General features: G+C 58.0%; 16 protein-coding genes. 8 read left to right on the forward strand and 8 right to left on the reverse strand.

Going from position 1 to position 15,763, the window contains the following annotated elements; all coding sequences use genetic code 11:
- Positions 1–77: 77 nt before the first annotated feature.
- Positions 78–1,823, reverse strand: a complete 1,746-nt coding sequence (locus tag H7850_RS15780) for an amidohydrolase (RefSeq protein WP_227370440.1) — start codon at positions 1,821–1,823, stop codon at positions 78–80.
- Positions 1,824–2,087: 264 nt separating this feature from the next.
- Here H7850_RS15780 and H7850_RS15785 point away from each other — a divergent pair, with 264 nt between their 5' ends.
- Positions 2,088–3,332 carry a cation:proton antiporter gene (locus tag H7850_RS15785; RefSeq protein ID WP_227370441.1) on the forward strand — a complete coding sequence of 415 codons (1,245 nt, stop codon included), beginning with the start codon at positions 2,088–2,090 and terminating at the stop codon, positions 3,330–3,332.
- 13 nt (positions 3,333–3,345) lie between these two features.
- Here H7850_RS15785 and H7850_RS15790 read toward each other — a convergent pair whose 3' ends face one another.
- On the reverse strand, positions 3,346–4,257 hold the full coding sequence (locus H7850_RS15790) for a LysR family transcriptional regulator (protein ID WP_227370442.1): 912 nt from the start codon (positions 4,255–4,257) through the stop codon (positions 3,346–3,348).
- Positions 4,258–4,442: 185 nt separating this feature from the next.
- On the opposite strand from H7850_RS15790, the gene ycaC reads away from it, so the two are divergent.
- From ycaC to H7850_RS15820, 6 genes are all read left to right on the forward strand, one after another.
- Complete coding sequence (gene ycaC, locus H7850_RS15795; RefSeq protein ID WP_147183787.1) at positions 4,443–5,066, forward strand: isochorismate family cysteine hydrolase YcaC; 624 nt, start codon at positions 4,443–4,445, stop codon at positions 5,064–5,066.
- Between the two features lie 67 nt (positions 5,067–5,133).
- Positions 5,134–5,334: a hypothetical protein gene (locus H7850_RS15800; RefSeq protein WP_227370443.1), complete on the forward strand. Its 201-nt coding sequence runs from the start codon at positions 5,134–5,136 to the stop codon at positions 5,332–5,334.
- 61 nt (positions 5,335–5,395) lie between these two features.
- Entirely contained in the window at positions 5,396–6,580 is a 1,185-nt protein-coding gene (locus H7850_RS15805) for a hypothetical protein (RefSeq protein WP_227370444.1), read from the forward strand.
- 81 nt (positions 6,581–6,661) lie between these two features.
- A complete protein-coding gene (locus H7850_RS15810) occupies positions 6,662–7,015 on the forward strand; it encodes an MliC family protein (RefSeq protein WP_227370445.1) in 354 nt (117 codons plus the stop codon).
- Between the two features lie 334 nt (positions 7,016–7,349).
- Positions 7,350–8,303 carry a pirin family protein gene (locus H7850_RS15815; protein WP_227370446.1) on the forward strand — a complete coding sequence of 318 codons (954 nt, stop codon included), beginning with the start codon at positions 7,350–7,352 and terminating at the stop codon, positions 8,301–8,303.
- Between the two features lie 60 nt (positions 8,304–8,363).
- On the forward strand, positions 8,364–8,921 hold the full coding sequence (locus H7850_RS15820; protein ID WP_227370447.1) for an NADPH-dependent FMN reductase: 558 nt from the start codon (positions 8,364–8,366) through the stop codon (positions 8,919–8,921).
- A gap of 182 nt (positions 8,922–9,103) precedes the next feature.
- On the opposite strand, the gene H7850_RS15825 is transcribed toward H7850_RS15820, so the two are convergent.
- The 3 genes from H7850_RS15825 to H7850_RS15835 all read right to left on the reverse strand — a co-directional run bounded on the left by H7850_RS15825 (position 9,104) and on the right by H7850_RS15835 (position 11,200).
- Positions 9,104–9,841, reverse strand: coding sequence for an SDR family NAD(P)-dependent oxidoreductase (locus H7850_RS15825; RefSeq protein WP_227370448.1), 738 nt, complete (start codon positions 9,839–9,841; stop codon positions 9,104–9,106).
- A 159-nt stretch (positions 9,842–10,000) separates the two neighbouring features.
- On the reverse strand, positions 10,001–10,690 hold the full coding sequence (locus H7850_RS15830; RefSeq protein ID WP_227370449.1) for a pirin family protein: 690 nt from the start codon (positions 10,688–10,690) through the stop codon (positions 10,001–10,003).
- 66 nt (positions 10,691–10,756) lie between these two features.
- The gene (locus H7850_RS15835; protein ID WP_227370450.1) at positions 10,757–11,200 is read right to left on the reverse strand and encodes a DoxX family protein; all 444 of its coding nucleotides are present in this window, start codon (positions 11,198–11,200) and stop codon (positions 10,757–10,759) included.
- A gap of 323 nt (positions 11,201–11,523) precedes the next feature.
- Here H7850_RS15835 and H7850_RS15840 point away from each other — a divergent pair, with 323 nt between their 5' ends.
- Positions 11,524–12,519: a formylglycine-generating enzyme family protein gene (locus H7850_RS15840; RefSeq protein ID WP_227370451.1), complete on the forward strand. Its 996-nt coding sequence runs from the start codon at positions 11,524–11,526 to the stop codon at positions 12,517–12,519.
- 226 nt (positions 12,520–12,745) lie between these two features.
- Here the strand turns inward: H7850_RS15840 and H7850_RS15845 are convergent, their stop codons facing one another.
- The 3 genes from H7850_RS15845 to H7850_RS15855 form a co-directional block, all read right to left on the reverse strand.
- Positions 12,746–13,648: an MBL fold metallo-hydrolase gene (locus tag H7850_RS15845; RefSeq protein WP_227370452.1), complete on the reverse strand. Its 903-nt coding sequence runs from the start codon at positions 13,646–13,648 to the stop codon at positions 12,746–12,748.
- Positions 13,649–13,708: 60 nt separating this feature from the next.
- Positions 13,709–14,965, reverse strand: coding sequence for an alpha-hydroxy-acid oxidizing protein (locus tag H7850_RS15850; RefSeq protein WP_227370453.1), 1,257 nt, complete (start codon positions 14,963–14,965; stop codon positions 13,709–13,711).
- A gap of 210 nt (positions 14,966–15,175) precedes the next feature.
- Positions 15,176–15,739: a cytochrome b gene (locus tag H7850_RS15855; protein ID WP_227370454.1), complete on the reverse strand. Its 564-nt coding sequence runs from the start codon at positions 15,737–15,739 to the stop codon at positions 15,176–15,178.
- Positions 15,740–15,763: the final 24 nt, after the last annotated feature.

The raw sequence follows: 15,763 nt of genomic DNA on the forward strand, positions 1-15,763 counted from the left end.
CAACGAAAGGTGGGTTTAGCGGAGGCTTACAGCCCGCCGAAGCGGGCCGTCCCTGTAAACGATGTAAACAGGAAAAATTAGTCGGGAAACTGCCGTGCGACGATACTCTCAGTTTCGCCTTCGAACACCGTCTCGCCGCCGACAATCGTCTCGAGCACCTTGATGTCCTTGATTTTCATCGGATCGAGATGGCCAATCGACAGCGGGTTGTCGGACAGAACCACGAAATCTGCCAGCTTGCCGGGTTCGATGCTACCCTTGATGTCATCCTGAAAGTACTGCCAGGCGGCGTTGGTGGTAATCGCCTTGAGCGCCTCTAGGGGCGCGACCCGCTGGTCCTCTCCGATGATGTCGCCCCCGGTCGACATGCGGTTCACCGAGGACCAGATCATCTGGATCCCGTCGATCGGCACGACCGGCGTGTCGGTGTGTGTGGTGGGAATGAGGCCGTGCTCGTAGGCGCCCTTCAGCGGGCTCATGTGGTTTGCACGCGATTCGCCGAAGAAGACGTTTTTGTGGCGATCGCCCCAGTAGAACGTATGCCCGATGAAGAAGTCGGGATGCACGTCGAGCGCTGCCATCTGGTTGAGTTGGTCCGGCCGGGTGAACTGGGCATGCTGGATGGTGTGACGCGCATCCTCGCGTGGAGCGGCCAGCTGGGCGGCGGCAAAGGCGTCAAGCGTGTCCTGGATGCCCTGGTCGCCGTTGGAATGGATCGTGACCTGCCAGCCTTCACGGTGCAGTTGTTCGACGAAGTCGAAGAACTGATCACGGTCGTCCCAATAGGAAAAGCCCTTATAGGACCCGTCATCCTGCGGGCGCTGGGTCATGTAGGGCTGGCTGAAATGCGCGGTATAGCCCTGTGGCGACCCGTCGACGGTGATCTTCATCGGCCCATGGGTGATCATGTTGCCGCCGGCGGTGATGTCGGTTCCGGATTTCACGGCCGGATATTCCCGCGCAGCCTCGATATTCCTCTCCCTCGGCCAGTAGATGAGCCGCAGGGACAGATCGCCGGTATCGAGCGCCTCCTTGTAGACGTCGATCGTGCTCGGCTCGTTCGGCTGGTCGTTGGCGGTGGTGAAGCCGTGGGCGGTCCACATCTCGGAGGCCTTGCGAATGGCGGCGAGTTCGTCCTCCTTCGTAGTCTCCGGCGCGATTTCACGGACCAGCGCTCCTGCATTCCCCTCCAGCACGCCGGTCGGCTCGCCGGTCTCGGCATCCTTCTCGATGCGTCCGCCATCGGGATCGGATGTGTCGGCCGTGATCCCTGCCATCTCGAGGGCCTTGGAATTGGCGACCGTGACGTGGCCGGAAATGTGCCTGATGATCACCGGACGCGTCGTGCTGGCCTTGTCGAGATCCTCTTTCGTTGGGTGGCGGTTCTCTTCGAGCAGCGTGTCATCATAGCTGGTTCCGAGGATGACCGGAGCCTCGCTGTCGGTGTCCGCCATCTCTTTCAACTTGGCGATCAGCTGATCCATATTCGTCGTCGTCCCGATCGGCGGCGGGTTGAGATCGGCCTGCAAACCCCAAGTGCCGGCAGCGACGAAGTGGCCGTGCGGGTCGATGAAGCCGGGCAGCATCGTCTTGCCGTCAAGATCGACGCGCTCGGTGTCATCATCGGCCAGTTTCTCAATCTCGGTCATCCGTCCGACATGGGTGATGCGATCACCCTCGATGGCAACTGCTTCGACGAAGAGGTTGTCCTCGTTCATGGTGACGATGTTGCCACCGAAATAGATCTTGTCTGCGTCCGCATAAGCAGTCGTGGACGCCAGCGCAAGAAGCGTCATGGAAACAGGTGTTAGAAATCTGGACATCTCTAAGCCTCTTTTACCCGCCACAAGCGAGTTTTGTTTTAAGCAGATGAAATTACGGATAAAGAGTATTTACCGGCACTTCATGAAGTATGCTTTTCGGACTTTGAAGACTTCTAGATCAACTAGTTATATTAGCTATTACTACCAAGCTAGCTGCCCTTTCTAAGCCTGTCAAAGTAGGACTCCATCAATTTTGAACACTAAACTCAGCGGCGCAGTCCTTAAAACGAGCTGGGCTTGGTCCTAATACAGGATGTCTAGAACATGCAGCACGAAGCGTTTTTCACCCTGAGTTCCTATCACGTCGCTCTGGCGGTCGTCGGCGCGATTGTGATTGTGGCGCGTTGGCTGCCGCGTCTGATTTCCAAGCGTGAACCTGTGGCGGCCCCGCTGATGATCCTTTTTGGTGCGGGTGCTACGTTATTGCTGCCGGGTTTGCCGGTACTGCCCGATCCACGCCAAACACCGCTGCCGTGGGAGCTGATGAGCGAGCTGACTATCATCATTGCGCTATTTGCCGCCGGTATGCGTATCGATAGCTTACGCCCATGGAAAAAATGGACGCCGACGTTGCGGATGCTTGCCATCGCAATGCCACTGACCATTTTCACCGTGACGCTGCTGGGGGTCGGGTTGGCGGGGCTGACCGTGGCCGGTGCGATTCTCTTAGGCGCTGTGCTGGCGCCCACCGATCCAGTTCTGGCGTCGGACGTGCAAGTGGGTCCGCCGCACGAGGGCTCGGAACACCCCGTTCGCTTTACCCTGACGACAGAAGCAGGCCTGAACGACGGGCTGGCATTTCCGTTTGTCTATCTGGGTTTGATTGTCGCCGCGGAAGGTTTGAATCCCGCTGCCTGGGGCCTGGACTGGGTTTTATTAGATGTCTTTTACCGAATTATTTTGGGTGTTGTCATGGGCTGGGGCAGTGGCAAGACGCTTGGCTACGTCCTTTTTAGCGTGCCCAAAGGCGCTCTTTTAGCCGACACCAGTTCAGGCGTGATCGCATTTGCGGCGGTGCTGATGTGCTATGGCCTGACCGAAATAGTCGAAGGGTACGGCTTCATCGCCGTTGCGATACTCGGGTTGACCCTGCGGCGGATAGAAGAGGAACACCATTTCCATCGCCGCCTGCACGATTTCTGCGAATCCATCGAGGACGCGCTTACCGCGCTGCTGCTGGTTGCCTTGGGTAGTGTCCTTCCGCTTTTGTTGGCGGATCTGAGCTGGACGCATTTCGTGGTCGCTATTGTGCTGCTTGCAGTTATTCGTCCTGTCTCGGGGTGGATTGCGCTGCTGAGAACCGATCTCGACTTTCGCGATAGGGCCGTGGTGTCGGTGTACGGGGTGCGGGGCATCGGCTCAATTTATTATCTGTGCTACGCGGGGAATCATATTGAGTTCATCAACGAGATTCAGCTTTGGTCACTCGTTGGCCTGGTTATTCTTCTATCGACGATCCTGCATGGTTTCAGCGTCGGCTGGGCGCTGGACCGGTTGGCCAAGGAATGATCTTAAGACTGCCTTACCGCACCCAATCCCAGTAGGGCTGAGCGCCGAAGCGCAAGGATAGCAAGTCAATCAACATGCTTACCTTGGCAGATAGATGCCGATGCCGGGGGTAAAGCGCACTCACCGTGATATCGGATGGCGGGTAGTCACCAAGAAGCGTGCGCAGTTGTCCGCTTCTCAATGCCTCGCCGGCAATAAAGGTCGGCAGCATGGCGATACCTTGATGATTTATCGCGGCATCCCGCAAGGGCTCGGCGTTGTTTGCCCACATGACGCAGTTGATCGCATAGCTTTGCTCGCCCCCTGCCCCCCGTAGACGCCACTTGCTTCCGGAACCTAGGTAGCCATAGTGCAAACAGCGGTGCATGTTGAGTTCGGTGGGCTTCGATGGCTCTCCCCAGCGGTGCAGATAGCCCGGCGATGCGCACAGCACACGCCGGGCTACCACCAGTTCCCGGGTCACGAGACTGGTCGTGGCCTGCGGAGTTCCAATTCTTATTGTCACATCGAAACCTTCTTCGATCGGATCGATAACGCGATCGTTGAGTACCAGCTCCACATAAACTTCAGGATACAGCGCCATGTATTCGGCCATTACCCGGGATAGATGGTGGGTGCCGAATGACATGGGCGCGTTGACGCGCAGATTGCCGGCCGGCTTGCCCTGGAGCGATGTGACGGATGAAACCGCGTCGTCCAGGTCGTTCAAAATTTGTCGGCAGCGATCGTAGAACGCCATCCCGGTATCCGTCGGCGTTACTTGCCGCGTGCTGCGCCGCAGTAGCTGGATGCCGAGTTCCTGCTCGAGATTGATGACCGCCTTGTTGACCACTGATCGCGACAGATTCATCTCGCGGGCGGCGGCAGCAAAACCGCCGGCTTCCACAACCCGTGTGAATGCGCGAATACTTGCGAAGCGATCCACCTCTAACCCCTCCAATTGTCGCGATAATAACGACAGCATGTAATGTATAATGGATATTGTATCCGTTTCAGAACAGATGCACGATATCGTCATTAGTAAACGAGGAATGGAAGGCGCACGTTTTTCTTCGGTGCACTATCTTCCACAATGGTGCAACACCAAACCAGCAACCCAGGAGATGCTTGATGTCCTTTACCTATAACCGTCTCGACAAAGACAACGTGGCCGTGTTGTTGGTCGACCACCAGGCCGGTCTGCTATCGCTGGTTCGCGACTACAACATGGATGAATTCAAGAACAACGTCCTGGCGGTTGCCGATATCGCCAAGTTCTTCAACCTTCCCACCATCCTGACCACCAGTTTCGCAGACGGTCCCAACGGGCCGATCGTTCCCGAGCTCAAGGAGACCTTTCCCGACGCGCCCTTGATCGCGCGGCCCGGTCAGATCAACGCCTGGGACAACGAAGAGTTCGTCCAGGCGGTCAAGGATACGGGCAAGAAGCAGTTGCTCATCGCCGGCGTCGTCACCGACGTATGTGTCGCCTTCCCGGCGCTGTCAGCTCTGGAAGAAGGCTATGAGGTGTTCGCGATCACCGACGCCTCCGGCACATTCAATCCCGCCGTGCGGGACGCCGCATGGAACCGGATGTCCCAGGCCGGCGTGCAACTGATGAACTGGTTTGCGGTCGGCTGCGAACTGCACCGTGACTGGCGCAACGACATCGAAGGCTTCGGCGCCATTCTGGCCAATCATCTGCCGGCCTACGCCAACCTGATCCAGAGCCGGACCGCCGCCGAGAACGGCTAATGGCGTAGTTGCATCATCTTTGTCCGGTATGCCCTGAGTCGCGTGCACCGTAAGCACGCGGCTTACGGTGCATGGCCACAACACTGGGATTGCGTGTGACGGTAATATTGGCATCGACGAGCTACTACCCCTAGGGGTCACCGCAATCCTGGACAAGACCGGTTTTGTGAGTTGCCAGTCGATACCCAGGCAGGTCGAGCGCATCCAGTTGTTTCGGATTCCCGGTATGATTCTGCACGAGCCAGATACACCGAAGGAAAGCGTGTGAGCGAAAAAGAGACGCCGGAACAAACTTCAACGGCCTTCCCCTGGGCATCACAGACAGGACGGTGCTGATCGTGTTGCCGCGTTTTGCCATCGTTCTTTGTCTGGCGCTGCTGGTCGGGGGCTGTGCCCTTGGCCCGCAACAGCTCACCAGTAGCCGCATGGCTTATAACGATGCGGTTCAAGTTACCGAGCAACGCGAACTGCTGCTCAACATCGTTCGGCTGCGCTATCTCGAAACCCCGGAATTTCTGGCGATAAACGGCATTTCTTCCCAGTTCGAGCTGGATTCCAGCGTCATGCTCGGCGGTGAATTTGATGGTGACGGTGATCTTGCGCTGGTTCAGCCCCAGGCCCAGCTCAGTTTCGCAGAGCGCCCGACCATTACATTCACCCCACAGCAAGGGCCGGAGTTCACGCGTCAGCTCATCGCGCCCATCGGACCGGAAACGCTCTATCATCTGATCGAGTACGGCTGGGGGATCGAACGTATATTCAATCTCGCCGTGCGTCAGATCAACGCAGTCGGCGCGCCTATCGGCGTGGCGCGTGAGTCGACCGGGGGTGCAGGGTCATCCGAACTGCGCCATATCATCGGAACCTTGGCGCAATGGCAGCGCCAGGGCCATATAGCCCTGAGACTAACCCAGGGGTACGAGCCTGTTTCACCGCGCTTGTCGGCCAATCAAATTGCCGGCACAGACGTGGTGGATGCCGCCAAGGAGGGCTATCGGCTGCAGGCAAACGATGACGGCTACGTTCTGGCGCGCAAGATGTATCGCATGACGCTGAACCTGGGCGACGCCTTTGGGCGCACGCCGGCGTGGCAAGAGCTGGCCCATCGGCTGGGCCTGGCGCCGGACCGGCGAAGCTACGCAATCGACATGGCCAGCGAGCAAATACAGGACGATGTACAAAAGGCAGATACGCTTTATCTTGCCACGCGCTCGCCGTTGGGGATCATGGCGCACCTCGCCCAGGGGGTCGCTGTGCCCGCCATCGACCTCGAACGCCACGAAGTCGCGGACGCAGAAGCCTCTTCGAGGCCGCCGTTCACCATCATCAGCAGTCCCGAAAAACCGTCGAATGCCTATCTGGGCGTGCAGCACCGCGGGCACTGGTTTTATCTTGCCGGCGATGACCTGGAATCCCGGCGTAGCCTCGGTGCGCTCATATCCTTGCTGCGCCTGGAGCTTAGCGCCGGCGGCAGTCAGAATCTGCCGGTACTGACGCTGCCGGTCGGCCAGTAAACTTTCAGACTCTGCGTTGCCTAAGCGTTGTCCATTGACGTAAAAGAGAGCTAGATCACATTACTCATTATCGGAGAACGCATGAGACTCACCATCCCCCTCACCCTCGCTTCCACATTGCTCCTTACCGCCTGCGCGACGTCGCAGCAAGACGCCCAAACAGCAGCGCCAAAAACCTATAATTACGCTTGCGAAAGCGGTGAGACAATCGCGGTCTCCTATCCCGACCCGGATTCGGCCAGGATGGAGTATCAAGGCACCACCTACAGCATGCAGATTGCTGTCTCCGGAAGCGGCGCACGTTATGTGGGTAGTGGCCTGGAATGGTGGGCCAAGGGTTCCGGCCCAGGCTCGCACGGTACACTTTTTCAACACAACGCGGATGATACGACCGGTGAGCGCCTCGAGTCTTGCACAGCAGCGAGTGCGCGCTAACGAGACGCTTCGGTTGGCTGCTCCAGCAGCGACTAAGTTTGAGCGACCTATCTAGGGTCTGTTGACGTTTCATTCGCGTCCGCGCTGGTACCAGTTTTTATTCGGGGCAAGGCAGGAGGAGAGAAATTTGGTTATTCCAAATGAGCGACGACTAACGCCGCAGCGGATAAAAACTGACCCAGCCCTTTGGGTTGCGCATCAAAAAGCGCCATCCTGCGTTGCGAAACTTGAAAAGGGAATAACCCTTCACTGCGTTCCGCGCCTTGACTGGCACTTTTTGATGCAGCAACGCGGTTCGCGATGAAACGTCAACAGACCCTAGGATACCGATGCCATGAGCAATACCGAATCAAACCCTGCGCTGTTCGAATCGTTCGAGTGCCCCATCGTTGACGGTCACCGGCTTATTCAGCACCTATCGCCGCGGAAGGCCGAAGTAGGCGGCATTCCCATCAACCGGGTCCTGCCCCAGCGCGGGCGGCGCATGATCGGGGCGTGGTGCTTTCTGGACCACGCGGGACCTGCCGTATTTTCCGTGGACAGCCAGGGCATGCGCGTCGGCCCGCATCCGCATACTAGCCTGCAAACCTTCACCTGGATGCTGGCCGGCGACATCCTGCATCGCGACAGTCTGGGGAGCGAGCAGGTGATCCGCCCTGGGGAAGTCAATTTGATGACCGCCGGTCGTGGTATCGCGCACACCGAAGAATCGCTCCCGAGTGAATCACAGCTACATGCGGCGCAGCTATGGATCGCACTGCCCCATGCCCACCGGCATACCGAGCCACGGTTCGATCACTATCCCGACCTGCCACGTTGGCAGGAACAGGGCGTCGATATCACGCTGCTCACCGGTGCGCTCAACGGTCATGAAGCACCCACCCTGGCATTCTCGCCGCTGGTAGGGGCGGATATGCTCGCCGACACTGCAGCCACCGTTCGCCTGAACCTGCACAATCACTTCGAATACGGCGTGCTGGTACTCGAGGGTAGTCTGCGCATTAATCAGGACACCTTCGCTTCGAACGAACTTGCCTACCTGGGCCGCGGGCTTGATGACACCGCGCTGGAACTCGATGCCGGTACCCGCGTGCTGCTGCTGGGAGGCGAACCGCTGAACGAGGAGATCTTCATCTGGTGGAACTTCGTGGGCCACAGCAAGGCCGAGATTGCACAGGCGCAGAAAGAGTGGGAGGCCGGCGATGCGCGATTCGGCGACGTGCCGGAATTCGACGGCGACCGCATGATGCCGCCGCCCATTCCATGGCGCATCAAGTCTGATACTTGATCGCTCATACTAAAAAAGTTTACAGACCAACCCCTGACACAAACCAAGGAAACTAGAATAGTGAAACTGACCATCGTCCTCACCAGCACCCGCCCCGGCCGAGTCGGCAAGCCCGTCGCCGACTGGTTCCACGGTTATGCCCAGGCCAACCCCGCAGGATTCGAGATCGGGTTCGCGGATCTCCAAGACATCAATCTGCCGATGCTGGACGAACCCAACCATCCCGCTATGCAGAAATACGAGCATGAGCATACCAAGCGCTGGTCGAAGATCGTCGAAAACTCGGATGCCTTCATTTTCGTGTTGCCGGAATACAACTACACGCCGCCGCCGACGTTCATCAACGCACTCGATTACCTGTACAAAGAATGGAACTACAAGCCCGCGGGCTTTGTAAGCTATGGCGGCATCTCGGGAGGTATTCGATCGACCGAGGCCGCCAAACCCATTCTAAACGCGATGGAAATGGTGCCCATCAAACAACAGGTGATGATCCCCATGGTGACCAATCACCTCGAAGATGGCACCTTCGTGGCAACGGATATTCATGAAAAGAGCGCGCAAACTCTGCTTGAGACCATGGCCCGCTGGACCAAGGCACTGAAAGCCATGCGCTGAGCCTAGGCATGGTTCGAGGTAGCGTTTGATCATTGCCGCCGCTGTCATTGCTGTTTTTGTAAATCCCGACACAGCTTTGACAGCGGCGGCACTTTGCTAGGTATGAAGCTGGTATCGCCGAACCTAGACCGGTTATCGGCACCCCATGAATTCAAGAACCAAAGACGCCGGGAATGATCTTCCTATCTGCCGGTGGTCCATCCGCCGTCCATGGTAACCGTCGCTCCGTGCATATAATTGGAATCGTCGGAGGCCAGGAATACGGCTAGCGCTGCAATCTCTTCAGGCTTCCCAGCTCGCTGTGCCGGAATATCATTCAAGCGTTCGTCTTCAATCCCCTCGGTCATTGGTGACTCTATGAACCCCGGGGCGATAAGGTTAGCTTTAATGCCTTTTCTTCCAAAATCATAGGCTAATTGTTTCGTGAAACCTTCTACCGCATGTTTTGACGTGACATATGCCGACCCCCCTGCCCCCGCGACATGGGTAGATTGAGAGCCTACATTGATGATGACGCCCTTGCCTTTCTTTAAAAAGTGCGGAATCACCGCTTTTGAGGCTAGATACGGCCCTTTGACATTGATATCCATCAATTTTTCGTACTCATCTTCTTCTACTTCAGCCGCTGTTTTATAAGCGTCATGGATACCAGCGCCATTATATAAAATATCTATTTGTCCAAATTCTTCGAGCGCTTTATCGACAACTGTTTGCACTTCTTGCGCTTTCGATACATCTGCCTTGACGAAGATTGATTCCTGACTTTTGCCCCGGAGCTCATTGATGATGCGATTACCTTTTGATTCACCGCGACCCACTACCACTACCTTGGCACCTTCATTTGCATAGGCTTTGGCAGTCGCTTCACCCAGACCGGATGTTCCACCGAATATAATGGCAACTCTATCTTTTAATTTCATTTTCTTTCCCTTTAATGAAGCTTCCTTATATTAAATATAGCTCAAAATGGCCCACAAAAAAGCTGGGCCATCGAGCATTTTAATTACCACTTCTACAGCACGCATCAGAACTCATATTCCTGAGCCGGCTGGCTGAAACCAGCGCTATTCACAGGCCCTTCAGGCCAGGTCGAACAGCAATACCTCCGAGGCGCTGCGACCGGTCAGCTCGATTGTCTCATTCGGTGCGAAGGCTGCGGCATCGCCGGCTTCCAGCACTTGTCCATTGACCTCGGCGCTGCCACGGACAATATGCAACCAGACATAGCGCGTCGTCGGCAGGCTCGCACTCTGGCCTTCATCGAACAGGCCGGCATAGAGATTGACGTCCTGATTGATGCTCACAGAGCCGTCACGACCGTCCCGGGAGGCCACGAGCCGCCAATTTCCCTGGCGCTCATCAACAGAAAAGGCCTTTTGCTCGTAGCTGGGCTTGATGCCCCGCTGTTCCGGCTCGATCCAGATCTGCAGGAAATGGACGAGCTTGTCCTTAGCGTTATTGAACTCGCTATGGGTCACGCCGGTGCCGGCAGACATGCGCTGAACCTCGCCGGGGCGGACGACCTCGACATGGCCCATGCTGTCCTTATGGGCCAGTTCGCCTTCCAGCACGTAAGAGATGATCTCCATGTCGCGATGGGAATGTGCACCAAAGCCCTGGCCAGCCTCGACACGGTCCTCGTTGATCACCCGCAGCTTGCGAAAGCCCATGTACTCAGGGTCGTAGTAGTTCGCAAAGGAGAAGGTATGAAAGGAGCGTAGCCAACCATGGTTGGCATAGCCCCGGGCATCACTAGAACGAACAAGCATGCTCCCTCCAAGATATTTCAGTAAATGCTGTTAGTCTGAATTGGCGGTTTCAACTCCAAGTGGCCACTAAACCTTGCTCGCCAGACTGCGATCTATTGACACCTTGCCCGCGCCACTGATGACCAACGATACCGAGATGGCCAGCAGGGCAAGGGCGAACTCATAGCCGTTGTTGCTCATGAACAGGCCATTGCCGATATGCACCGCAAAGATGGCCACCAGCATGGCAATGGACAGCACAACGCCGGCGGGGCGAACCAGAAGCCCGAGCAGCAGGGCAAGACCACCGAAAAACTCGCCGCCGCCGGCCAGCAAGGCCATCAGGTAGCCAGGTTCGAGGCCCATCGACGCCATCCCTTGTGCAGTGGCTTCCAGACCGTTACCGCCAAACCAGCCGAACAGCTTCTGGGCGCCGTGGGCCATGAAGATGATCCCTGCCGGTACGCGCAACGCCAAGGGTGCAAAGCTTTCGTGAGTGGAAAGTACCCTGTTGATCAGTGATGACTGCATGTCGTGTCTCCCTGTGTGTTTTGCAATGAATACAGGATAGCCCTGGTGAGCGAATGAAAGGGTGCAATTATCGGGTCATGAACAACGAATAATTCGATGGATTGTTCTAACCTTCCCAGAAACCGGATCACCGCCAATGTGGGATTTCCGATATTGTTGGCTTGTTAACTGAAATGGCCCGCTTCAAGTTGGATGCTTCCGTTATTTGTTCTAAATGCGGGCAGTCCTATATGGAAAAGGACAGCTTATGCTACAACTATCCTGTACCGCCCCGCCTTGGCAAACAATGTCAGCGTTGAGCTGCACCCAGGTCAGGAGTATTTATGGCATATCGATCCATCATGCTCACTAACGTGTCTCTCATTGCCATTGTAGGCGTCAGCGCCTGCACCGCTGTTGTTGGCTCAGCGCAGGCCGAACCGCCACCAGATTTCAAGAATATCGATGCGGCACTATTCACTTCAGAAAGCGCGCCCCAATCGGCACGTGCCAGGGAAACGATGATTACCGTCCCGGCAGGCCGCTATACGCTCGGTAGAAGCGATGGGCCCGCCATCGAACAACCCGAGCACGCAGTCGAATTGCAAGCCTTCCAGATTGATCGCACCGAAGTCACCAATGCGGCATTTGCCGAATATCTGAATGCGCTGGATATTTCCGTGTCCACACCCTTCAAAGCTGGCCGAGCCTCCCGAGACGACTTATCCGACGATAGCGTTGCCGTGCTGATGGAAGAAAGCCGGAGCAGTGGCCTGTATCCGATCATCGCACTTGATGATGCTCAAGCACGTATCGGCTACCGCGATGGCGCCTTCCGGGTCACTCAGGAATACGAAGACCATCCTGTCACCGAGAGCACCTGGGCGGGCGCGCGGGCTTATTGCGAGTGGCGCGGCGCGCGTCTACCCACCGAAGCGCAGTGGGAAGCCGCGGCCCGGGGCTCGGATGCCAGTCTCTACCCCTGGGGGAATACGGCACCGGATGATAGCCGTGTCTTTGTCTCGGGACGCACTGGCGTGACTGGCGTGGTGGGCGATCACCCGGACGGCGCCTCAGAACTCGGCGCCCTCGACATGAGCGGCTCGCTTGCTGAATGGACGTCAAGCCTGATGCGCCCTTACCCCTATGATCCTGACGATGGGCGAGAGGCGGCGGATCAAGCCGGTGAGCGGGTCACCCGAGGCGGCGACTACATCTATGATGCCAACGCCGCCACGCTTACCGCCACGCACCGCAACGGTTTCTCCAACGCACCCGGGCGCGGCCACCGTCATATCGGTTTTCGTTGTGCCGCCGACATCGACGCTCAGGATGGGTAGGATCATAGACGGCATCTCAAGAAATTCCTGTATCGTCAGTGACGGGTGACCCATCACATGAGACTTGGCAGCCAGAGCGTTCCAAGATCACTTACCTGACAATAGTGCTGCCGTTATTATAGAAGCCCGTGTCGAGATATTGGCCAGCGGTGCGTGAGCGCCTGTTGGCCGGAAACGGCCCGCAGCGTCATGCTGCGGGCCGAGACGTTAGCGGTAAGATGAATGCTTACCACAGACCGCGACGGTGGTTGTCCACCCAGCGGAACATGCCTCGAATGTTGTGGACGCGCATATACTCATAGCCGAACCAGTCGTCCTTGTGCTCGTTGCCCGCCGTGACGTTGCGCCACAGCTGGTCCCAGGGCATCCCCTCGCGATGGAGCTCGAGCACCTGGTCGTGCAGCTCGGTCATGTAGTCCCGCAGTGCGACCTGGTCCTCGGTGGTCGACGGGCTATAGTGGCCTACCTCGACCACGTCTGGATTTTTGTCGATCACCCAGTCCAGCGTTTCGATCCAGCCGGGATAGTAGAAGTCCAGAAAATCCATATAGGGGAAGGTCTCGGACTGGCACACATCCGTGCACTGCATGGCGCTCAACTCGGGAATCCAGACCTGGACCATGCTGTTGGAGTGGTTGCCCGCCGTCTCGTGGTGGAGCAATACTTCGTAGTCGCCGAAGGTGACGGTCATCTCCTCGTCGAAGGTTATGGTGGGCTCGGCCACGGGCATCTTCTCGCCGATGATCGGCTCGAGGGCGTTGCGCTGCGCAATCACTTTGGCGCCGGCGTCCTGATACACGGTCGAGCCCGCGAGGTGGTCGAAATGCGCGTGGGTCAGGATGGCCAGGGTGATGTCCTTGTCGAAGCGCGACTTGATCTCGTCACGCAGCCATTCGGCCGCGCAATTGTTACCCGCATCGATGACCAGAGCGCCTTCGTCCTGAATCAGCACCAGCCCGGAATGGGTCGCCGGGAAGGTGTTGTTGGTGTGGCGATACAGATTCTCCTTGCCTTCGATCGGCACGAGGCTGCGTTCGACATCGCATTGATCGGCCCAGGGGTCGGGGGCGATCTCGCGACCTTCGAACATCGACTTGTCGACGTCTTCACCGGTATGGGTGAAGGCCATCGCGGGGCTCGCGGCCGCCAGCAGCAGCGCGGTGGCCAGGGTACGTTTCTTCAGCATGATTCAACCCTTTTGCATTTCGGCGCTGGCGCCGGTCATAGAGATGTAGGATGGATCGAGGTCGGCCATCGACCGGGCTCCGGTCAGCAGCAAGTCCGAGCGCAGCTCGTTGGCCAGCGATTCAAGCACCGATTGCACGCCCTTGGCGCCGCCAACGCCCAGGCCGTACAGCACCGGGCGGCCGACGGCGACGCAGGTCGCCCCCATCGCCAGCGCACGGATCACATCGATACCGCGACGGATGCCGCTGTCCATGATGACCGGCACGCGGCCGTCAACGGCCTTGGCGACCAGCGGCAGCGCGCTGATCGCGCCTGGCACACCGTCAATCTGGCGTCCGCCGTGGTTCGAGACCTGAATCGCATCCGCGCCGGCGGCGATGATGGGGTCGACGTCTTCGCCGCGCAGGATGCCCTTGACGATCACCGGCAGGCCGGTTTCGTCCTTGATCATCTTGATGTCGTCAGGGGTCAGGTCGGCCTTCTGATCCAGGAAGTTTCCGGTGCCGCCGAAGGCAGGGTCGTGGTTGCCGAAGGTCATGTCACTGCGAAACGGCATACCCATCGCGCGGAACTCATCGGGGGTGCCCGGCCCGAGGGCGTCGGCGGTCAGCACAATGGCGGAGTAGCCCGCATCCTTCGCGCGCCTGAGCAGCGACTTGGTGACGTTCACATCCTGGTTGAAGTATAGCTGGAACCATTTCGGGCCCGTGGTGGCTTCGGCAATCTGTTCCAAGGTCTTGTTCGAGGCACCGGACGAGCAATAGAGCGCCCCCGCCATACCCGCGCCCCGGGCGGTGGCGACTTCGCCTTCTTCATGGACCATGCGGTGGGCGCCCATCGGGGCGACGAAGAACGGGAAGGGCAGCTTTTGACCCAGAATCTCGACGGAAAGATCGATATTGTCGGCGCTGACGCCGGTCAGGCGGTGGGTCATGATGCGAAAGTCTTCCATGGCGCGACGGTTTTCACGCAGGGTCCATTCATCGCCCTTGGCGCCGGTGACAAACACATAGCCCGCCTTGGGAATGGCGGCTTTGAAGTCGTCTTTCAGCCTTGGCAGGCTGACGATATCGAGTTCCTTGTTGGCAGTCGAAGCGCCATAGCCGGAAGCGGCGGACGCGGCAGCCTTGGGCGCGGCGTTGGACGCCGATCCCGAGGAAGAGGTGGAGGAAGAGGTCTGTGCCAGGGCGGCCCCAGCGAAGGGCATCGCACCGACGGCGGTGGCGGCGTAGCCTAGAAAATTTCTGCGAGTGGTCATGTCAGGTCCCAGAGGTCAAAAAGTTTTTGGTACGTTATTCGCTCTCGTTGCGTTAGCGGCCAAGGCCGTGTTGTGCAGGATGAGCGTTCATAAACTACAGCATCACTTCCATTAGCGGTCGAGTACTCAATTTTCGCCGCGATCATGACGATGGCTTGCCAGGGGTGCCCTGAAAACGGCTCCCGATCTCGGCGCGAACCTCGCCACGGCTCAATCTGACCGGCCACCGAACGTTTTACCGCTGAGCATACGCAGCAGTGTCCCGTCGCGATCGATCAGATGGTGCTTCAGTGCGCCTGCGACGTGAACCAGCACGATCGCCACAAGCGCGTATCCGAAATAGGTATGCACGAACCTGGCGGGGGCGCTGAGCCACACGACCTCGCCGAGCCCGGGAATAGTGAACAGCCCGAAAACATCGACCGCGTGGTCACCGAACAGAGCTCTCATCAGCCCGGAAATCGGCATCAGCAGGATGCCGGCAAGCAGTAACCAATGCGTATAGGCTGCAGCCTTCTCCTGCCATGCAGGCATGGGGTCGGCTGGACCGGGGAACCCTTGCATCAGGCGCCAGCCCACCCGCCATACGCCGTATATCAGTACCAGCACGCCGGTTGCCATGTGCACGCCCTGCAGCCAATCCTCCTCTTCACGATCCAGACCGCCGAAATTGAGATAAAGCCCCACTCCGAGCATGGCAATCATCGCGGCGGCGATGACCCAGTGATTGATGCGCGACACAGTGTCATAGCTTTTTGGGGCTGACGATTTCATGCGATGACTCCTGTATGAAAAAGG

The sequence above is a fragment of the Halomonas sp. M20 genome (assembly GCF_020622265.1).
Taxonomy (GTDB): Bacteria; Pseudomonadota; Gammaproteobacteria; order Pseudomonadales; family Halomonadaceae; genus Modicisalibacter.

What these genes read in the sequence shown, in the direction of transcription:
- H7850_RS15780 (WP_227370440.1), bottom strand. Translation starts at nt 1,823, where the DNA reads ATGTCCAGATTTCTAACACCTGTTTCCATGACGCTTCTTGCGCTGGCG.
- H7850_RS15785 (WP_227370441.1), top strand. Translation starts at nt 2,088, where the DNA reads ATGCAGCACGAAGCGTTTTTCACCCTGAGTTCCTATCACGTCGCTCTG.
- ycaC (WP_147183787.1), top strand. Translation starts at nt 4,443, where the DNA reads ATGTCCTTTACCTATAACCGTCTCGACAAAGACAACGTGGCCGTGTTG.
- H7850_RS15810 (WP_227370445.1), top strand. Translation starts at nt 6,662, where the DNA reads ATGAGACTCACCATCCCCCTCACCCTCGCTTCCACATTGCTCCTTACC.
- H7850_RS15815 (WP_227370446.1), top strand. Translation starts at nt 7,350, where the DNA reads ATGAGCAATACCGAATCAAACCCTGCGCTGTTCGAATCGTTCGAGTGC.
- H7850_RS15825 (WP_227370448.1), bottom strand. Translation starts at nt 9,841, where the DNA reads ATGAAATTAAAAGATAGAGTTGCCATTATATTCGGTGGAACATCCGGT.
- H7850_RS15830 (WP_227370449.1), bottom strand. Translation starts at nt 10,690, where the DNA reads ATGCTTGTTCGTTCTAGTGATGCCCGGGGCTATGCCAACCATGGTTGG.
- H7850_RS15835 (WP_227370450.1), bottom strand. Translation starts at nt 11,200, where the DNA reads ATGCAGTCATCACTGATCAACAGGGTACTTTCCACTCACGAAAGCTTT.
- H7850_RS15840 (WP_227370451.1), top strand. Translation starts at nt 11,524, where the DNA reads ATGGCATATCGATCCATCATGCTCACTAACGTGTCTCTCATTGCCATT.
- H7850_RS15845 (WP_227370452.1), bottom strand. Translation starts at nt 13,648, where the DNA reads ATGGCCTTCACCCATACCGGTGAAGACGTCGACAAGTCGATGTTCGAA.
- H7850_RS15850 (WP_227370453.1), bottom strand. Translation starts at nt 14,965, where the DNA reads ATGACCACTCGCAGAAATTTTCTAGGCTACGCCGCCACCGCCGTCGGT.
- H7850_RS15855 (WP_227370454.1), bottom strand. Translation starts at nt 15,739, where the DNA reads ATGAAATCGTCAGCCCCAAAAAGCTATGACACTGTGTCGCGCATCAAT.